Annotated in this window: 14 protein-coding genes, 1 tRNA gene and 1 pseudogene; 10 read left to right on the top strand and 6 right to left on the bottom strand. The window is 39.4% G+C overall.

Features of this window, described 5'->3' with window-relative positions; genetic code table 11:
• The first annotated feature begins 123 nt into the window (after positions 1 to 123).
• Positions 124 to 1,065 carry a hypothetical protein gene (locus AB7E63_RS04470; RefSeq protein WP_006342199.1) on the top strand — a complete coding sequence of 314 codons (942 nt, stop codon included), beginning with the start codon at positions 124 to 126 and terminating at the stop codon, positions 1,063 to 1,065.
• Here the strand turns inward: AB7E63_RS04470 and AB7E63_RS04465 are convergent.
• A complete protein-coding gene (locus AB7E63_RS04465; RefSeq protein WP_428418828.1) occupies positions 1,056 to 2,003 on the bottom strand; it encodes an NADP-dependent oxidoreductase in 948 nt (315 codons plus the stop codon). The two genes, AB7E63_RS04470 and AB7E63_RS04465, sit on opposite strands and share 10 nt — an antisense overlap.
• Before the next feature lie 29 nt (positions 2,004 to 2,032).
• Positions 2,033 to 2,506, bottom strand: coding sequence for a Dps family protein (locus tag AB7E63_RS04460; RefSeq protein ID WP_006342197.1), 474 nt, complete (start codon positions 2,504 to 2,506; stop codon positions 2,033 to 2,035).
• A 234-nt stretch (positions 2,507 to 2,740) separates the two neighbouring features.
• Between AB7E63_RS04460 and AB7E63_RS04455 the strand changes: the two genes are divergently transcribed.
• From AB7E63_RS04455 to cmk, 6 genes are all read left to right on the top strand, one after another.
• Positions 2,741 to 2,824, top strand: a tRNA-Leu gene (locus AB7E63_RS04455).
• A 23-nt stretch (positions 2,825 to 2,847) separates the two neighbouring features.
• Positions 2,848 to 3,471 carry a thiamine diphosphokinase gene (locus AB7E63_RS04450; protein WP_428418826.1) on the top strand — a complete coding sequence of 208 codons (624 nt, stop codon included), beginning with the start codon at positions 2,848 to 2,850 and terminating at the stop codon, positions 3,469 to 3,471.
• 196 nt (positions 3,472 to 3,667) lie between these two features.
• A complete protein-coding gene (lepA, locus tag AB7E63_RS04445; RefSeq protein WP_428418824.1) occupies positions 3,668 to 5,476 on the top strand; it encodes a translation elongation factor 4 in 1,809 nt (602 codons plus the stop codon).
• A 174-nt stretch (positions 5,477 to 5,650) separates the two neighbouring features.
• A complete protein-coding gene (gene uppS / locus AB7E63_RS04440) occupies positions 5,651 to 6,427 on the top strand; it encodes a polyprenyl diphosphate synthase (protein ID WP_237754013.1) in 777 nt (258 codons plus the stop codon).
• Positions 6,424 to 7,278, top strand: a complete 855-nt coding sequence (locus AB7E63_RS04435) for a phosphatidate cytidylyltransferase (protein WP_428418821.1) — start codon at positions 6,424 to 6,426, stop codon at positions 7,276 to 7,278. Before uppS ends, AB7E63_RS04435 begins: the two co-directional genes overlap by 4 nt.
• 9 nt (positions 7,279 to 7,287) lie before the next feature.
• Positions 7,288 to 7,980, top strand: a complete 693-nt coding sequence (gene cmk, locus AB7E63_RS04430; RefSeq protein WP_006342191.1) for a (d)CMP kinase — start codon at positions 7,288 to 7,290, stop codon at positions 7,978 to 7,980.
• Positions 7,981 to 8,018: 38 nt separating this feature from the next.
• Here the strand turns inward: cmk and AB7E63_RS04425 are convergent, their stop codons facing one another.
• Positions 8,019 to 8,834, bottom strand: coding sequence for a substrate-binding periplasmic protein (locus AB7E63_RS04425; protein ID WP_428418819.1), 816 nt, complete (start codon positions 8,832 to 8,834; stop codon positions 8,019 to 8,021).
• A gap of 264 nt (positions 8,835 to 9,098) precedes the next feature.
• Here AB7E63_RS04425 and hemH point away from each other — a divergent pair, with 264 nt between their 5' ends.
• Together hemH and dnaA are read left to right on the top strand one after the other, a co-directional pair.
• The gene (gene hemH / locus AB7E63_RS04420) at positions 9,099 to 10,085 is read left to right on the top strand and encodes a ferrochelatase (protein ID WP_428418817.1); all 987 of its coding nucleotides are present in this window, start codon (positions 9,099 to 9,101) and stop codon (positions 10,083 to 10,085) included.
• Positions 10,086 to 10,354: 269 nt separating this feature from the next.
• The gene (gene dnaA, locus AB7E63_RS04415) at positions 10,355 to 11,701 is read left to right on the top strand and encodes a chromosomal replication initiator protein DnaA (protein ID WP_006342188.1); all 1,347 of its coding nucleotides are present in this window, start codon (positions 10,355 to 10,357) and stop codon (positions 11,699 to 11,701) included.
• On the opposite strand, the gene AB7E63_RS04410 is transcribed toward dnaA, so the two are convergent.
• From AB7E63_RS04410 to AB7E63_RS04400, 3 genes are read right to left on the bottom strand one after another with little or no spacing between them, the layout of a single operon-like run.
• The gene (locus AB7E63_RS04410; RefSeq protein WP_013925461.1) at positions 11,698 to 13,191 is read right to left on the bottom strand and encodes an ABC transporter permease; all 1,494 of its coding nucleotides are present in this window, start codon (positions 13,189 to 13,191) and stop codon (positions 11,698 to 11,700) included. The two genes, dnaA and AB7E63_RS04410, sit on opposite strands and share 4 nt — an antisense overlap.
• Positions 13,192 to 13,196: 5 nt before the next feature.
• A complete protein-coding gene (locus AB7E63_RS04405) occupies positions 13,197 to 14,696 on the bottom strand; it encodes an ABC transporter permease (protein WP_284452869.1) in 1,500 nt (499 codons plus the stop codon).
• A gap of 1 nt (position 14,697) precedes the next feature.
• Entirely contained in the window at positions 14,698 to 16,824 is a 2,127-nt protein-coding gene (locus AB7E63_RS04400) for an ABC transporter substrate-binding protein (protein WP_284452870.1), read from the bottom strand.
• A gap of 183 nt (positions 16,825 to 17,007) precedes the next feature.
• Between AB7E63_RS04400 and AB7E63_RS04395 the strand changes: the two are divergent.
• Positions 17,008 to 17,850, top strand: a pseudogene (locus AB7E63_RS04395) (ankyrin repeat domain-containing protein); the annotation flags it as partial.

Here is a 17,850-nt window from a genome sequence, read left to right as displayed (position 1 = left end):
TAGTGGAATTTTTTTTTTAGCAATAAGCATTTTAGTTTAAAATTGACAAAATCATAACTCAACTGATAGCATGCACTTACGTTTTATTAAAAAAGAATTTATTCCATTCGAATGAGGATTGGCATGTGGTATAAAAATCTAAAAAAGATTTTGTGGATAGTGGTATTTTGTAGCTGTGCTTACGGGGCAGGACGATTATATTATTATTTCACGGATGGGTTTTCTCCCGGCAACATTGTCACGGAATTTTCTTATGATCCTCGTTGGAATATGCATGCTCTAGATGGTGAGGAGCAGGAAACTCTAGATCGCATTTTAAATCAATCCTTTCATTACTTAGGCAAAGGATGTCAGTCTTATGTATTTGAAAGCGAAGACAAGGAGTTTGTTATAAAATTTTTCAAATACCAAAGATATAGACCAAAACCTTGGCTGGAATGGTTTTCTTTTATCCCTTTCATCGATGAAATCAGACAGCAAAAAATTGAGAAAAAGCAAGCAAAGTTGGAAAGAGTGTACGCGAGCTGGAAACTGAGCTTCGATCATTTGCAAAATGAGGGTGGATTAATTTATGCACACCTTAATGACAACCACGATCTAAAGCGATCCATGATTCTTTATGATAAAATAGGAACTAAACATTCCGTTAATTTGGACGGCATGCAGTTTCTCATTCAGAGAAAAGCGAACATGATTTGCACAGAGCTTGATTCTTTAATGGCTCAAGGTAAAATTGAAGAGAGTAAGCAGCTGTTAAGTGATTTAACGGAAATGATTCTATTTGAGCATGAAAGGGGATTTGTGGATGAAGACCATGCTCTAATGCAAAATACAGCTGTTCTGAATGGAAAGCCCATTCATGTGGATGTCGGTTTGTTTTCCCAAAGAGAAGATGTCAAAAATATTGTGACCTCCCATGACGAATTATTTAAAAAGACTTTTAAATTTCGGGTCTGGCTCCAAAAACAGCATCCCGAATTAGCGAGCTATTTGGATCAAAAACTTTATGCTGTGATTGGAGAACCCTTTTTAAGTATGGAATTTGTCGAAGTCATTCATGGGTGATTCTTAACGGCTAAAACAATTTTTCCTTCTGTATGCCCTGCTTTGACTTCCTCTTGAGCCTCTGCGGCTTTTTCTAGGGATAAAATGCTGATTTTGGGAGGGACAATTTTGCCTTGATCAATCAATGTGGCAATCTTTTGAAGCTCCTGTCCGCTTGGGGTTCCAAAGGCGTAATCGGTGTGGATATGTTGAAAGACTGCAGGTTTTTCTACGATACTTATGAGGCGGCCATGTTTTTTGACTAGAGGATAGCATTCTTGTAAGGCGTGTCCTCCTACTAGATCTAAAATGACATCCACTCCCTCGGGTTCCCATTCTTTTATCTTTTCTTGTACGTTATCTTTTTGATAATCAATGACTTTTTCTGCTCCTAACTTTTTAACGTAGGCATGATGTACTTGGCTAGCTGTTGTGTAAACAGTTGCTCCAGCGTGTTTGGCAAATTGGATGGCCATGCTTCCAACTCCACCGCTTCCTCCCACAATCAAGATGGTTTGGTTGGCCTTTAAGTTTCCTATGTCAAAAAGGCTTTGCCAGGCGGTTAAACCAACAAGAGGGATTGCAGCTGCTTCAGCGAATGAAAGACTGCTTGGCATTAGCGCGACATGTTTTTCTTCAATGCTAATATATTCTGCATAAGTTCCTTCGTGCACTTCTGACTTTCTGCAATAGGAAAAAATACGGTCTCCTTTTTTAAATTTTTTTGTTTTAACTCCACATTCAACGACAATTCCAGATGCATCCCATCCCGGAATGTAGGGGAAGCGTGTTGGAAAGACTTTGGAGAGCAGGCCCTCTCGGATTTTCCAATCAACTGGGTTAACGGACGTGCATTGAATTTCCACCAAAATTTCATGTTCTTGTAACTGGGGTTTTGGAAATTCTCCAAATTTAAGTCTTTCTGCTCCTCCAAATCGCTCAACGATTATCGCTTTCATGCTATCCTCGAAATGTGTGAGATTAAATTTTAGGCTTCTTCAAAGTGACTTAACAACATCCAATGGTTTTTTTCGTGTGCACGTAGTCGTTGAATGAACATATCCGCAGTTCCTTCGTCTTGAAGAGTTTGAGATTCTTCAATTTTTTTGCGAATCGTTTTGATGAGTGAGGCATGATCATCAATGAGCATTTGCAACATTTCATCACCAGATAAGTCACCCTCTGCTTCAGATAAGGAGCCTAATTCAAGAAATTCTTTCATCGTGGCGGGGGATTTTCCATTGAGCATCCGGATTCTTTCGGCGATTTCATCCACAGCCTCGGCTAGTTCTTCATATTGATCTTCTAGCATCTTATGGAGGGAGTAAAAGCGTGGATCGACAACATTCCAATGAAAGTTTTGTGTTTTCAAATACAGGATATAGGTGTCAGCAAGTACTTGTGCAAGACTTTTACAAATGGGGCCCGAGTTGATTTGTTCTTTGACGCTTGATGTTTTCATGATATAACTCCAAGTTAGTTTAAAGTAGGTTGGGTAAGATTGTTGAATTTAATGTCACCGTAAAATTTTTGGTGAATTTGTGCAAATATTTATTTGGTATTTGTGGGGGTGTGAAATTTTAAATAGGTTAAAAGAAATCATTAAGTCTTTTATTTCTGGTTAATTGAGTAGGCATGTGAATGATTATTTTATTTCACAAAAAATATCGAATAGTCTATAAAGCTTACTTAACTTGCGGCCATGGCGGAATTGGTAGACGCGCTAGATTCAGGTTCTAGTCGGGGCAACTCGGTGGATGTTCGAGTCATCTTGGCCGCATTTTTTATCAGCTCATGAGAGATATGTCGAATGCTGCGCTAATTGCAAATGGAGAAATTGTCGATCTAGCATGGACTTCTATGCAATTAAGGCGCTTTTCTTTTTTAGCAGCTGTGGATGGTGGGCTTAATCATTGTCTCAACATGCGGCTTGTACCCGATCTTCTCATTGGGGATCTCGATTCCGTTCTTCCAGAAGCTCTTCAGGCTTATGCTTCCGTACCTATTTGTAAATTCCCCGTCCTTAAAGATGACACTGATCTTGCTCTCGCCGTTCAAATTCTTTTGCAAAAAGGGTTTGAATCGATTACGGTCTTTGGAGGGACAGGGAACCGCTTAGATCACACCTTGAGCAATATCTATTTGATGTCTCGTTATCCTTTGCATGTTAAAATGCAGTCCAAGTTTGAAAGCGCCTTTTTTTTAAAAGAAAATGAACGGTTGCAAACTTTTTCAGGGCAAACGATTTCACTGATTCCTTTTAATGGTTCTGTTCAACAGGTTTCGACTAAAGGATTGTTGTGGGATCTCCATCAGCAAACACTCGATTTTTCTTTTTTAAGCCAGTCAAATAGTTGCATCGGTAGCTCTGTTGAAATTACATTTGTACAGGGAAGCTTACTTTGTTGTTTACAAAATCCGGGCTAAGTCAGCGCTGATTTAAGAGCCCTGTGCTATCTGGAATTTCTTTTTGATTTATCTCTTGAATTCTTATCTAAAATGCTTTAATTTTGTCTATTTGAAGTCATTCTTTTGAATTAATTGAATCCAAGTAAATTTGATTTCAAAAGGATGCAATTAATTCTAATACCTAACCTTTTTTCAGAATAAAGTAGATATTTGCATGTATACATATGATCGCAAGAAAATACGAAACTTTTCCATTATTGCCCATATTGATCATGGGAAATCCACTTTGGCGGATCGCCTTTTAGAGCTTACCCACACGGTTGAAGCACGCGATATGCAAGAGCAGTTGCTTGACGATATGGATTTAGAGCGTGAGCGCGGGATTACAATTAAGGCTCATCCAGTCACAATGCATTACCTAGCTAAAGATGGTGAAACCTATCAAATCAATCTGATTGATACTCCTGGACACGTTGATTTTTCTTATGAAGTTTCTCGTTCCTTAGCAGCCTGTGAAGGAGCCCTCTTGGTTGTAGATGCAGGTCAAGGTGTGCAGGCGCAAACTTTAGCGAATGTGCATCTTGCCATTGAACGCAATTTGGAAATTGTTCCTGTTATTAATAAGATTGACTTGCCGACAGCCAATGTGGAAGAAGTGAGAAAGCAGATTGAAGATGTGATTGGGATTGATGCTTCCGAAGCCATTTGCTGTTCTGCTAAATCGGGAATTGGTATTGACGGTATTTTAGAAGACATTTTGCAAAAAATTCCAGCCCCTCAAGAACCTCAAGATGATGTATTACGCGCACTTGTATTTGATTCACACTATGACAACTATCGCGGTGTGATGGTTTATGTGCGCATTATGAGCGGAGAGATCAAAAAAGGCTCACTCATTAAAATGATGGCGAATGATCGCACATTTGAGGTTTTAGAAGTGGGCGTATTTGCTCCTAATGAACGTCCTGTATCGGAGTTGCGTGCCGGTGAGGTGGGTTACATCGTGGCAAATATTAAGAAAACATCAGATGTGAAAGTCGGTGACACGATTACTCTGCAAAAATATCCTGCAGCAGAGGCTCTTCCAGGATTTAGGCATATTTCACCAGTGGTTTTTGCCGGTATTTACCCGATTGATTCGACCGATTTTGAAGCCTTACGCGATGCTTTGACCAAGCTTCAGCTCAATGATACAGCTTTGCATATCGAGCAAGAAAGCAGCTTGGCTTTGGGATTTGGATTTCGTTGTGGATTTTTAGGGCTTTTGCACTTAGAAATTATCTTTGAAAGAATCCAACGAGAATTTGATCTCGATGTGATTTCCACAGCTCCTAGCGTGATCTATCGCTTTTTACTTTCTGATGGGCGAGTCTTGCAAATTGATAACCCTGCCCACTATCCCGATCCGACGTTTATTGATACGGTCGAAGAGCCATGGGTCAAGTGCCATATTATTATCCCTTCTGATTATTTGGGTGCGATAATGAGTCTCGGAATGGATAAAAGGGGAAATTGTGTTAAAACCGAAACGTTAGATTCTAAACGCTTGCTCTTGACCTACCGCTTTCCCTTAAACGAAATTATTACAGATTTCAATGACAAGTTGAAGTCGATTACCAGAGGCTATGGTTCGTTTGATTATGAATTTGATAGCTACGAGCCAAGCGATATTATTAAGTTAGAGATCCGTGTAAACGAAGAACCTGTTGATGCATTTTCTTGTTTGGTTCACCGCACTAAAGCTGAAAGCAAAGGGCGTGCCATTTGCGAAAAGCTTGTAGAAGTTATTCCTCAACAACTTTTTAAAGTGCCTATTCAAGCCGCGATTGGAGGAAAAGTTGTCGCACGGGAAACAATTAAGGCTATGTCGAAAAACGTGACAGCTAAGTGTTACGGAGGGGATATTTCTCGTAAGCGAAAACTTTGGGAAAAACAAAAGAAAGGAAAAAAACGGATGAAAGAGATTGGGAAAGTGAATATTCCCCAAAGTGCTTTCATGGAAGTTTTAAAAGCAGGTGGATAAAGGTGATAAAAATGGATATGGCTAAATCTCGATGACTTTGTCGGATTAGTGGGAACGAGATTAGCGATTTCCTAAACTGATTAACATGAACAAAATCTATGCTTCAAATCTGCTTTCAGGTATGTTTGCAAAAATTATGTATTCTAATGATAAAACCATATGTTTAGTGAATTTATGTTAAGCTCAAATGCCATGTTCTCTCCATTGACTTCAGACACCATTTATCAAGCGGACGATTTAGTTTCCTACGATCGTTCTATTACCCCTCGACATGTTGCGATTATTCCAGATGGAAATAGACGATGGGCAAAAAAACAACAAGCATCAGCCAAAGTTGGGCACCGAGAAGGTGCAGATAACTTAATTGAAATTGTTAAAGCTTGTAAGGAGTTGGGCGTTCAAGTTGTCACGTTTTATGCTTTTTCGACAGAAAATTGGGCTAGGCCACAAGAAGAAGTGCAAGCCTTGATGTGGTTATTAGATGTCTATCTTGTCGAACAAAGGGAAACCATGTTACAAGAAGGAATCTGTTTTGATACGATTGGAGATTTGTCAAAAATTCCTGCAAATGTCGCTGAAACGATTGCGGAAACGAAGCGATTCACGAAACAATGCGATCAAATTCGGATGGTTCTTGCGGTGAATTATGGGGGACGAGATGATATCTGTCGAGCTGTTAATCAAATAGTTGATGACTGCATGCAACAGAGGGGAACGCCAGAAAAGATTACGGAAGAGGCAATTGCAAAGTATTTGGATACGGCAGATATCGGAGACCCAGATTTACTTATTCGGACAAGTGGCGAATGGCGGATTAGTAATTTTTTGTTATGGCAAATTTCTTACGCAGAGGTTTATGTGACGGATGTTTTATGGCCAGATTTTACCCCTGCCCATTTGTTAGAAGCATTGTATGATTTCCAAAAAAGGAAGCGGAGGCTAGGGGGATGATGACGCAACATTTAAAATATCGATTGATCTATAGCGCATTAGCCGCAACCATTCTTATTTTTTTAATTTCCTTTTCTCAATACTCATTCTTTCGACCTCTTTTTTCATTAGCTGTGTCTGCTATTGTCGGTGTGGCAGTTTGGGAATATTATCAGATGGCAAAAGCTAAGGGGTTTCAGCCATTAGCGACTGTTGGAATCGTGTTTTCCGTCCTGTATGTTTATGCTGTGTTTCTAAGCACCCAAATGCAAGATGCGCAAGTCGTGCCAGAGATAACTCTTGGTATCGCTCTCTTAACATTTTTTATTTACAGTTTTTATGGAGGGGCCTCTCCATTTGTCAATCTAGCGATTACCCTTTTTGGAATTGCTTACTTGGCCATTCCGCTAAGCTATACCCTCTCCATTAATTATTTTCCTTTTAATGGGGCAGAAGATGGTCGTTGGTGGTTATTTTATTTACTGCTTGTGGCGAAATCGACTGATACGGGTGCCTTTTTTACCGGAAGATTAATGGGTAAACGTCGTATGGTTCCCTACATTAGCCCAAAAAAAACGTGGGAAGGTGCATGGGGTGGCGTTTTAACGTCAGTTGTTGTTAGTGTCATTTTTTATCTGGGTATTCATCTTTTTTCTAAGCCTCCCATTCATTTATCCTTTTGGGAAAGTATTTGGTTAGCGGGTTTGATTTCTGTTGTTGCTCAAATTGGGGATTTAGCCGAGTCTTTGTTGAAACGGGATGCAGGGATTAAAGATAGCAACCAACTTCCAGGATTAGGGGGAGTGCTTGATATTGTTGATTCACTTATTTTCACGCTTCCTCTTCTATATATTTTTCTTAAAATTCATTGAGAGATCACTATGATAATTACAATCGATGGTCCCATCGCGACAGGGAAAAGTACAATAGCCAAAACATTAGCTGAAGAGATCGGGTATATTTATTTTGATACGGGTGCAATGTATCGGTGCTTGACATACGCATATTTGAAAGAAAAGATTGATTTGGATCAGCCTGAAGAGGTTACTGCTTTTTTAGATCGTTTCCAGTTTGATGTCAAAATTCGGCATCGGGAACGTTTTTACTATGTGGGCGAGGAAGATGTGACAGATCAGATTCGAGGAAGTGAAGTGACAGAAGCTGTTTCGATAGTTTCAGCTGTTCCAGAAGTTCGAGAAAGACTCGTGAACATCCAGCGAGAATTAGCGATTGGCGTCAATGCTGTTTTTGAGGGTCGTGATATGGGAACTGTGGTTTTCCCCGATGCCAAGATTAAGATTTTTTTGGTGGGAGATCCGGAAATCAGAGCACGACGTCGCTATGAAGAGGTGCGAAAAAAATATCCGAAAGATACGGAAGGTTTAACACTTCAGAAAGTGCTAGAGGACATTAACGAGCGCGATCGAAAAGATACCACGCGCGCAATTTCTCCATTAAAGCAGCCGGAAGGAGCGTGTGTTATTGACACATCTAATTTAACGGTTGATGAAATTGTGTTTAAAATACTGGAATTTAAAGATTCATTGCGGACTCATATCCCTCCCACGGAATAACGTTTTTTGAGGAGTTAGGTTTAGTTTAGCTTGACTCCTCAAATTTGAGCCAGCCCCCATTTTGTCAAAAGTTTTTGATATTCCCCGTTTTCTTTTATCTTTTTGAGACCTTCATTAAAGTGTGTGAGCAGATACGTTTGTGCAACGCCATGCTTTGAGATTAGCCTGAGTCCTTCATTTGTCAAGGGAGGAGGAATAATCTTGAGTTGACCCGCATAATACCCATGGGTATGATTATAAGCAGTCAGCAGATCTGTGATCACACCGTCAATTTTGTCTTGTAAAAGCTGATCGAAAGCGACTGTGATTTGATCATAAGGTGCAATCATCGAAGGATACTGAGCAATATTGAAAACTAAAGAACTGTTTCTTTGAACGCCGACAATTTTTCCTTCCATATCCACCAGAGATTTTGCCGGGGAATCTTGATTCACAACGAGGACAGGTCCTACTAAGAAAAAGGGATCGGAAAATTCATACTTTTGTCGATTTAATTGGTTTGGCATCAAAGAAGACAAAACCGCATCGTAATCCCCTCTTTCCAAGTTTTCGAACAAGGTATGTGAACGGACATCAGAAATTTCAAAATGAAAGCCACTAGTTTTTGCGATAGCGAGCAGGAGTTCATTTGTAAAAGCGACCATGTTTTTTTCTTTTCCTTGCAATTGCAATGGATACCAGGATGTATCCCTCCCAATTCGGAAAACTTTATATTCGAGAGAGCGAGGATTCGGGCTTCCGCTGAAAAAAAAGAACCAGGCCAATCCAACTAAAACCGCGACAAATGCTAAAAATTTCCCCAGGGTTGGTTTAATTTCGGGAAGAGGGGAATTAAAGAACTTTAATCGTTTCATAATTTGAAAAACTTATCTTTAGTTGTTCGTGTAGAGTACTAATATAAAATTTTTCAAATAAAAAAACAAAGAAATTTTATCTTAAAAATCATTCTTGTCCCTCTTTAAAACAATTATTCTGCTTGTTTACAAATCTAAAAAAAAACAAAATATACCTCTTTTTGGCAAATGTTATGCCAAGATTTATCCGAAAATGAACATCTAAAACTGGAAAAGGGGCTTAACCTCTTATTGAGGTAGCATACGATTATATAAAGGTGGATGATGGATACTAAAAGCAAAGGATATCTTCTCGTTAATTTTGGCGGCCCAAGATCTGAAGATGAAATTCGGCCTTTTTTAGAGAGTTTGCTAACAGATCAAGATGTTATTCGGACGCGGCTGCCCGAATTTTTACACCGCCTGTTTTTTAAAAGGGTGGCGAAAAAGCGCGCGATTAAAATTTCTAAAGAATATGCTTTAATGGGTGGTAAATCGCCTATTTATGAAGATACGGAGCTTTTGGCTGAGTGTTTAAGAGAAAAATTACAAGCACCGCTTTTAACATTTCATCGTTACTTGCCGTCGACACATGCGCGATTTATTGAAGCGCTTGAGGAAATGGAGTGTGAAGAAATTCGTGTGTTGCCTCTATTTCCACAGTTTACCTATGCGACAACTGGAAGTGTTGCGCGTTGGTTCGAGCGTTACCTTCCTAGTATGACAACACTAAAAATGCGTTGGATTAAATCTTATGCGGCTTACCCCACATTTATCCAAGCACATCAAGAGCACATTCGCGACTTTTTAATTAAAAATCAGTTGCAAGAACAAGAAGTAATTCTACTTTTTTCAGCTCATGGGATTCCCCTGCAATTTGTTGAAACGGGAGATTTATATACCGATGAATGTCGAGCTTCCGTCCGTGCTGTTATGCAAGCTTTTCCTGGTGCGTTAGGAAGATTGGCGTATCAATCCAAGTTTGGACCGGGGGAGTGGGTCAAGCCTTATACAATCGATGTATGTGAGGAGATTAAAGAGTGGAACATGGGGAGAAAACATGTGGTTTTTATCCCAATTAGTTTCACATCTGATCATATCGAAACGTTGGTGGAAATTGAAAATGAGTATATGAGCAAGGTCCGTGCTGCTGGTTTATATGCTTATCGAGTTCCTTGCTTAACGCTTAATCCACTTTGGATTCAGGCAATTATAGAATTATTCGAAGAAGGTAATTTTTGTTTGAACCAAATGTTAGTGCGAAGAAGATAACGAGATGCAAAGGTTTCAATTTTTATTCGCTTAAATAAAATTTGAATTAACAAGTTTTTAAAAATTAATTGTTTACAAAAAAATGGAATTTATAGATTCCTTTTTAAAAAACTTCATGCGTTGATAATCAATGAGTTACAAAAAATTAAAGCGCTCGAAATGATAATTTACTTGCAGGCTAAGAGATCTCATGGTAGATTCCCTCACGTAACAACCCCTGGCAATGATGTGGAAACGTTGTTCATAACTCAAAGAAGGACTAAATAACTATGTCAGCAAACGATACCCAGAACGCGTGGGATCAATTTTTAAAATACGTAAAAGGGCACTGCTCAGCTGCCGCTTTTGGAAATTGGTTAGCCCCGATTAAAGTTCTAGAATCGACAGCCGAAGAGATTACTCTTGAAGTTCCGAATGTTTTTGTTAAAGAGTACCTTCTTTCCAATTACAAAAAAGAATTAAAGCTTTTCTTTCCAGTTACGACAACAGGGGAGCCGCAAATTGAATTTGTGGTTGTAGCGCCAGAAAAAAAGTCTGCTGCTATTCCGACTCCTACCGTCGATCATCATCCTGTTCAGCAAAATGCACAATCTCATGAAGTTAAGCTGAATGAAAATTATCGCTTTGAGACTTTTATTGAAGGCCCGACGAATATGTTCGTCAAATCTGCAGCCATTGGCGTTGCGACTCGGCCGGGACAATCTTACAATTTGCTCTTTATTCATGGTGGCGTAGGCTTAGGAAAGACGCATATTTTGCATAGCATTGGGCATTATGTTAAAGATCATCACAAAAAATTACGTGTACAATGCATCACAACTGAAGCGTTTATCAATGATTTAGTTGATAGTTTGCGCAATAAATCTGTCGATAAAATGAAACGTTTTTATCGTTCAGATGTCGATGTCTTGTTAGTGGATGATATTCAATTTCTGCAAAACCGTCTCAACTTTGAAGAAGAATTTTGCCATACTTTTGAAACATTGATTAACCAGAAAAAGCAAATCGTGATCACAAGCGATAAGCCTCCGTCACAGCTTAAGCTTTCTGAGCGTTTGATTGCGCGCATGGAATGGGGATTAGTTGCGCATGTTGGAATGCCTGATCTTGAAACACGCGTTGCCATTTTGCAACACAAAGCACAGCAAAAAGGTCTCGAGATTCCTAATAATGTGGCCTTTTTTATCGCTGAACACATCTATAATAACGTTCGACAGTTGGAAGGTGCCGTTAATCGACTTTGTGCACATTGTAAATTACTCGATTTAAATATTACAGAAGAGCTAGTCGAAAAAACTTTGCGCGAAATGATGCAGCAAGCACCCAATAAAAAGATCTCGGTTGAACAAATTCTTAAAAGTGTAGCAACTGTTTTCCAAGTCCGTGTTAATGATCTTAAAGGATCGACTCGTACAAAAGACATTGCGCTTCCTCGGCAAGTCGCTATGTATCTCGCTTATAAAATGATTAACGAATCGCTCCAAATGTTGGGGGCTTCTTTTGGTAAGACACACTCAACCATTTTGCATGCTTGCAAAACGATTGAGAAAAAAGTGGCAACCAATGAAATTCTTAGAAGACAAATTGGAATGGTTGAGCGCAACATCGCTGCTTAGCGGTGCATTTTAGGATCAAGAGCATCACGAAGGGCGTCCCCAACCAAAGCAATAGCGATCAGTAAAGTGGTTAATAGAATTGCAGGGGGCCATAATAAATAGCTTTCCCCCGGGAAAGCTGTTCGCCCTTCATCCATTAAAACTCCCCACGAGCAAGATCCTTCTTCCCCCAATCCTAGAAAAGACAAGCCTGCTTCACTCGTAATGGCTCCCATAATCGCAAAAGGGAGCAATGTTAAGAGCGGGGGAATTGCATTTGGCAAAATATGGGAAAACATGATGTAGCCGTTGGAAAATCCCAAGGATTGACAGGCTTCCACATAGGAAAGATTGCGCTGTTTAAGAAATTCGCCTCGAATATAACGGCTAAAAGTGGTCCATCCAAATAATCCGATAATTGCAATGACGAGAAAGATCGACTTATTTTGAAGGATAGCCACAATCATCAGCAGCATAAAAAATGTTGGCATCGATTCCCAAATTTCTAAAAGACGACATACCACAATATCCACTTTCCCTCCGTAATAACCCGCAAAAGCTCCGATAGGAATTCCTATCAGGAGTGCGGCTCCTACAGACAAAATCCCTACCACAAGAGAGATGCGTGTTCCAAAAATAAGTGCCGAGACAAGATCTTTACGATTCACTCGCGTTAATTCCCACCATTCAATATAACGATTTAAATTTTGATCTCCACCCGCATCTTCTTCCCAATGAAAATGGCGAATGAGCGGCATGATTTGAAAAGAAAGTTTCTGACTCTGAGCTTCTAGCCATTTTTGACGATCTCGAATGTATGTGATTTTATCCAACGCCAGCTGATGGCTATCGGAATCCGGTGAGGAATTTTCCAAAATTTTTTGCTGTTGCTCAAGAATAAATAAGTCATTTTCTTGGTCAAGGTTCCAAAGCGACGTGATTTTTGGGAGTGATTTAGAGACCTCTCCAGCCTGAGCTTCAACCATTTTGACAAGCCTAGCATGCTGTTTAGCGCGTTGTTGATAGCGTAAAATCAGATTGAGGCGTGCATAAGGATTCATTTGCTTGACTTCGGCCTTCCAATCATAAGAAGAACTTTGTTTATTTTGCGGGCTTGCACCAGGATCTTGAGAGGTTTGAAACGCCACGCCTAAAAACAAGGCCATTTGAATGAAAAAGATCGCCATTAGCACACATCTGAGTTTTTTTGGATGATTACGTAACATCCATAATCCAAGGAGTGCAAAGGGCGTTGTAAACATCAGGAGATTGAAAAAAATATCGAGCCTTTTGGTGTAAAACCCCGGATAAAAAAGGTATCTAAAAAGGGGGAAGAACCAAGTGTTCTCAAAAATCACAAAAAGAGGCTTACTTGAGGCTAGGAGGGGTGCATAAATTCCCACGAATAAAAACAGGCAAACAATCACTAAGCCAATCATTCCCATGGGGTGCTTTTTAAATTGTTTCCATATCATCGACCAATAAGGGTCATAGTGAGAATTAATATCCATAAAAGTTAGTCCAAAGTAACGCGTGGATCAAGTAAGGTATAGGCAATATCTGCGGCAAGGTATCCAATCAGAGTCAGCAAAGAGCCTGCTAGAGTCGAAAACATAATCACATTATAGTCTCGATTGATCACACCATCGTAGAAAAATTTACCGTAGCCATTGATGTCGAATAACGTTTCCACAATCAAAGAGCCTCCTAAAATCGCACCTAGCGAACCAGCTAATGCCGTGACAATGGTAATCGATGCATTTCTTCCAACATCTCTAACTAAAATAGTGGAAGTCGGAGAGCCTTTAGCTTTGGCCGTACGCACGTAGTCTTGTCGTAAAACTTCTAGAACCGCCGTGCGGGAAAGACGAGAAGACGCAGCGAGAGTTCCATAAATGATCGCTATTAAAGGGAGGGCAATGTGAGAGAAAACATCGACAATGCGTTGAAAAGAATTTTTTTGATTGTAAATATAATCTGGACTTGTGAAGCCACTAATAGGAATCGGTGTTGAGGTGAAAGGGAAATAGTGGTTAAGTCCTACTTTTTCAATCAAAAAGGGAGCCACCACAAAGATGGGAATGGCATAAAGAATTAAAAACACAAAATTGATGCTTAAGTCTTGCCATTGATTTTGTTTGTAAGCCATTAAAAATCCAAAAATCTGACAAAGACAAAAAGTCACAATCATGGGAAGAATTGCCAAGGTTAGGGAATACTTAAAACGTCTGGTGACTTCGTCAATCACACTTTTGGTTTGATCGTTTCGTAAAGTTCCAAAATCTAATGTCAACACACGACTAAAATAACGGTAAAAGCGTGTGTCAAAAAAGAATATGGCCCATTTTTGTGCTTGGGTAGGTTCAAATTGATAATTGACAGATTCCGCATCATACCATTTTTTTAAAGCTGCAATTTTATCCTGCACGCGTTCAGAGGGGTCCAAAGATGTGATCACTAACGATCGTAGAAAGAAATTATCGCTCCCGATTTTTCGGTTAAAAATTTTTTGCTGTTCAGTTAAATGAGATCCTACAAAGCCTTGTTGCGTTCCTCCTCTAATGAAAAAGCGAGAAGCCATTTCAAGAATATTGCGAGGGGTTTGAGGATTTAGAAGAATGGTCAATAATTTAGGCATGATGAAGCGGGACTGATCTCCAAATTTGATGCGCAGGTCATCATAGTCTTTCACGGCCATTTCGGGAGCCTCTGGCGCTTCCTTACGATGGACAAGCATCCACAGATCTTTTTGCACCTTTTCTAAAGAAATATTGGACCAATTGTTGAAAAGGATGGGAAGCGTAAGGCCGTAGAACTCACGAAATTGCAAATACCGATCATCCGCCCCAAAGGCAATGGCTCGGTCATCTTTGCGGATGGCCATTCCTTGTGGAGAAAGCTCTGTCTGGGTATAAGGGTCTCCAGGTGCTAAGTTGATAATCACAAAATTGACTAGGATAATACAAAATAGGGTCAGAGGCAGTAAAAGTAAACGTCTTAGAATGTATGTTAACATATTATGCTTGGATTTTTTTTAACCAATAAATGTTGGAATCGGGTACCGCCACATTAGCACCTGGGATCAAATCTTGACGGTCAATTGGTAAAAAAACATTCTGGAGTTCTTCTCTGTACAACAGCTTAATCATCGGCGCATAAAGAAAAACATAGGGAGCTTCCTCATGTATAATTTGACTAAAGCGGTGGTAAAGGGCCAGTCGTTTTTCAGGATTATACTCATAGTCTAAATCATCTATAATCTGGTCCACTTCTGCATTGCTAAAGCCAATTCCATTTGAAGATCCTTTCTCTTTTGCTCCACTTGAGTGCCAAATTTGGCGCATATCCTCTGGGGGAGTCCCTTGACCCCATCCCAAATGGATGGCTTCAAATGCTTTACTTTCAAAATCATTGGAAAGATCTGCCATATCAACACCATTAAGAACTCCAATAATCCCCACATCTTTTAAAGCAGTCACGATGTACTCGCAAATGCTTTTTGATGAAGAATTTTTGACAAAGTAGGTAAGCTTAAAGTGAAAAGGCACGTAGACTCCATCAATTTTTTTGTCGATCACTCCATCTCCGTCGTGATCTTCCCATCCTGCTTCAGCCAATAAGCGGCGAGCTTTATCTGGATCAAACGGCCAAGGTTGAATAGAGTGATCATAGGAGGGCGAATTCGGTGTAAAAGGACCATTAATCTCGACGCCTAATCCGTTTAAGTTTTGCTGGATAATCCGATTCCGATCAATCGCCATCGTGAGAGCTTGCCTGACCGTTTTGTCACGAAAAAAGGGGGTTTTTTGATTCCAGCCAATGTAAAAAAACATATTGCCAATATAATTAAGCTGATGAATTGTCTTCCCGGCTTTCGCTTGCTCCTGATAAAGAGGGGAGCTTAAAAAATCTTGTAGCTCAAGCAATTTACCCTGCGGTAAAAAGGATGCCTGGATGTCACCTGTCTTAAAGGTTTGCCACTCTGCGTCCGGTGTATTTTTAAACTCAACTTCTCTACGTTCCATTAAGGCTCGATCGGGACTATAAAAATTGTTATTGCGAGTGAATTGAATCATCCGCTCAGTCATTCCGTCAAACTTCCATGCTCCACAGCTTGGAATGATGTTTTGAGCCCAATGCATCCCAAAATTTTGGGCCCAAACAGAATTGGTTTGATATGTGTCAGGATCGGTATCGTCTGGAATAATTTTTTGCCCATCGGGAAAGTATTTATACACAAAGCTGGCGAGAGGATTCAAACTTCCTGTTAAGAGTTTAGCTCGATAAAGGGGGCGTTTAACCACCTCTCCTTTTTCATTTTTGAATTCGTGTGTTTTCCATCTAATTACCAGTGTAAAGTCGTCCAAAACCTCAAACTTTTGAACGTCTTGAAATTGGTTTCTACTGGTGACAGCTGAAGGCTGCTGATTATAAGGATTCATGAAGGCATCGAAAAAGAATTTAAAATCATGCGCAGTTACTTGATGTTTATGTAAAAAATGGGGGGCTAAAGTGAATCGATCACTAAAGAAACGTTGTTCTAAAGGCTCCCAAAAGACATCATCACGCAAGTGAATCCAATATTCAAATCCTCCATCCTCTGGATCAATCCGTTCCTCCATTTTGATTGCCATACCTGTGGCAAAGGTTTCATATCTTCCAAACTCGAGGTTTGCTAAAGAAATGGAGCAAAGGGATTGCCATTGACTAATTTCAGCCCAAGGAGAAAAGGGATGTAAATTGTCAGGTTTACCGATGCTTGTTTGCCGAAATATTCCTTGTGGGGAGAAATGCTTTGGAAGCATTTTAGGAAGAATTGTGGTATAAAAAGGATCTTCAGTTAGTAAATTGGGAAGTTTAGGATCCATATGAGGGCGCACAATCGGTTTTTGTAAAGACAATGAGCTTGAAGACGGGGAATATTCTCCCGATTGACGTGGTAAATTTGAAATTGTATCTCTAATTCTTTCGCTTTCATTTTTTAAGTTATAAAGTTCGCTGCGAATTTGTCCGATATCGGTTTGAACAATTTTTAGATTATTTTCAATCAATACAGAAGACCAGTATAACATACACATGAAGGCAAACATGCCAAGGCCCAGGATGTAGCGAAAAATGTATAAACCAATTGGCTCTCTATTCACAGTCGGGTTCCCCCTATCGTTTTCATGGATTTGATACACGTATACCCTAAATCTTCGGAATCGGCAAGCCTCAAAATATAGTTATAAAAAAAGGTTATATATTTACTGGAATTAGTTTATTACTTAACGAAAAAACGCATTTATGATATAATTTTTTTGATTATATTTTTATAAGGAGAATTTATGTCTAATACTGTTCGTTTAAATAGCGGATGCAATGCTGAAGAATTGCATAAACAGCTAATCAATATGGCAAAAGAGGTTCAAGTAAGCGACAAAACGGTGTCCACAAAATTGCAAGTCAGTAAGTGGAACGGAAAATTGTGGCGTATATTGACAAATTTTTTAGCAAAAATAGGCATTAAACTAGAAAGAACGAATGCTTCGCATGTTGCTGAAAAATTGAACACGTTTGTCTCTAAAAATAATACATTTTTTAATGATGATTACTATGCCGACAATTTTAAAAATTTGAAAAAAATTTTTGAGAAAGTGTTATCTATTGATTCAGATTCTGGAAAAAACTTGAAGAATCAAAAATATACAAAAATTTTTGACAAATGTATAGATTGTATTACTAAAAAAGTCTCACAAGATGAAAAACCTAAAGAACCTACGGGCAATGCTGGTCAGAAAGTTGGTGAAGATGAAAAAGGGGACAGCTCAGCAAGTCTTCGCTCAGAAGACGGTAGCCAGGATTTAAGCGATTTTGAATTGGAAGAAAGTGAAGATGAAAGTGACGACAGTACAACAAGTCTTCGCTCAGAAGACGGTAGCCAGGATTTAAGCGATTTTGAATTGGAAGAAAGTGAAGATGAAAGTGACCACAGTCCAACAAGTCTTCGCTCAGAAGATGGTAGCCAAGAGGGGAGTAATCTTAAAACTGAAGGGGCAGAAAAAAACTTTTTTGCAGCAAAATACTCTGATGCTCTTCAACATCTCAATGTGAAAGGGTATGCAAGTGAAAATGTTAAAGAATTTCTTTTGGTTCTTTATGATGGGCAAAAAGATATTTCTGAATGCGCA

The organism is Parachlamydia sp. (genome assembly GCF_050255895.1).
Lineage (GTDB): Bacteria > Chlamydiota > Chlamydiia > Chlamydiales > Parachlamydiaceae > Parachlamydia > Parachlamydia acanthamoebae.
Note: the sequence above shows the minus strand (reverse complement) of the source record. Positions and strands in the feature narration are given on the sequence as shown.

Excerpts from the sequence above, each read along its gene's own strand:
- AB7E63_RS04450 (WP_428418826.1), top strand. The coding sequence starts at position 2,848 with ATGTCGAATGCTGCGCTAATTGCAAATGGAGAAATTGTCGATCTAGCA.
- AB7E63_RS04425 (WP_428418819.1), bottom strand. The coding sequence starts at position 8,834 with ATGAAACGATTAAAGTTCTTTAATTCCCCTCTTCCCGAAATTAAACCA.
- AB7E63_RS04460 (WP_006342197.1), bottom strand. The coding sequence starts at position 2,506 with ATGAAAACATCAAGCGTCAAAGAACAAATCAACTCGGGCCCCATTTGT.
- uppS (WP_237754013.1), top strand. The coding sequence starts at position 5,651 with ATGTTAAGCTCAAATGCCATGTTCTCTCCATTGACTTCAGACACCATT.
- lepA (WP_428418824.1), top strand. The coding sequence starts at position 3,668 with ATGTATACATATGATCGCAAGAAAATACGAAACTTTTCCATTATTGCC.
- AB7E63_RS04410 (WP_013925461.1), bottom strand. The coding sequence starts at position 13,191 with ATGGATATTAATTCTCACTATGACCCTTATTGGTCGATGATATGGAAA.
- dnaA (WP_006342188.1), top strand. The coding sequence starts at position 10,355 with ATGTCAGCAAACGATACCCAGAACGCGTGGGATCAATTTTTAAAATAC.
- AB7E63_RS04465 (WP_428418828.1), bottom strand. The coding sequence starts at position 2,003 with ATGAAAGCGATAATCGTTGAGCGATTTGGAGGAGCAGAAAGACTTAAA.
- cmk (WP_006342191.1), top strand. The coding sequence starts at position 7,288 with ATGATAATTACAATCGATGGTCCCATCGCGACAGGGAAAAGTACAATA.
- hemH (WP_428418817.1), top strand. The coding sequence starts at position 9,099 with ATGGATACTAAAAGCAAAGGATATCTTCTCGTTAATTTTGGCGGCCCA.
- AB7E63_RS04470 (WP_006342199.1), top strand. The coding sequence starts at position 124 with ATGTGGTATAAAAATCTAAAAAAGATTTTGTGGATAGTGGTATTTTGT.
- AB7E63_RS04405 (WP_284452869.1), bottom strand. The coding sequence starts at position 14,696 with ATGTTAACATACATTCTAAGACGTTTACTTTTACTGCCTCTGACCCTA.
- AB7E63_RS04435 (WP_428418821.1), top strand. The coding sequence starts at position 6,424 with ATGATGACGCAACATTTAAAATATCGATTGATCTATAGCGCATTAGCC.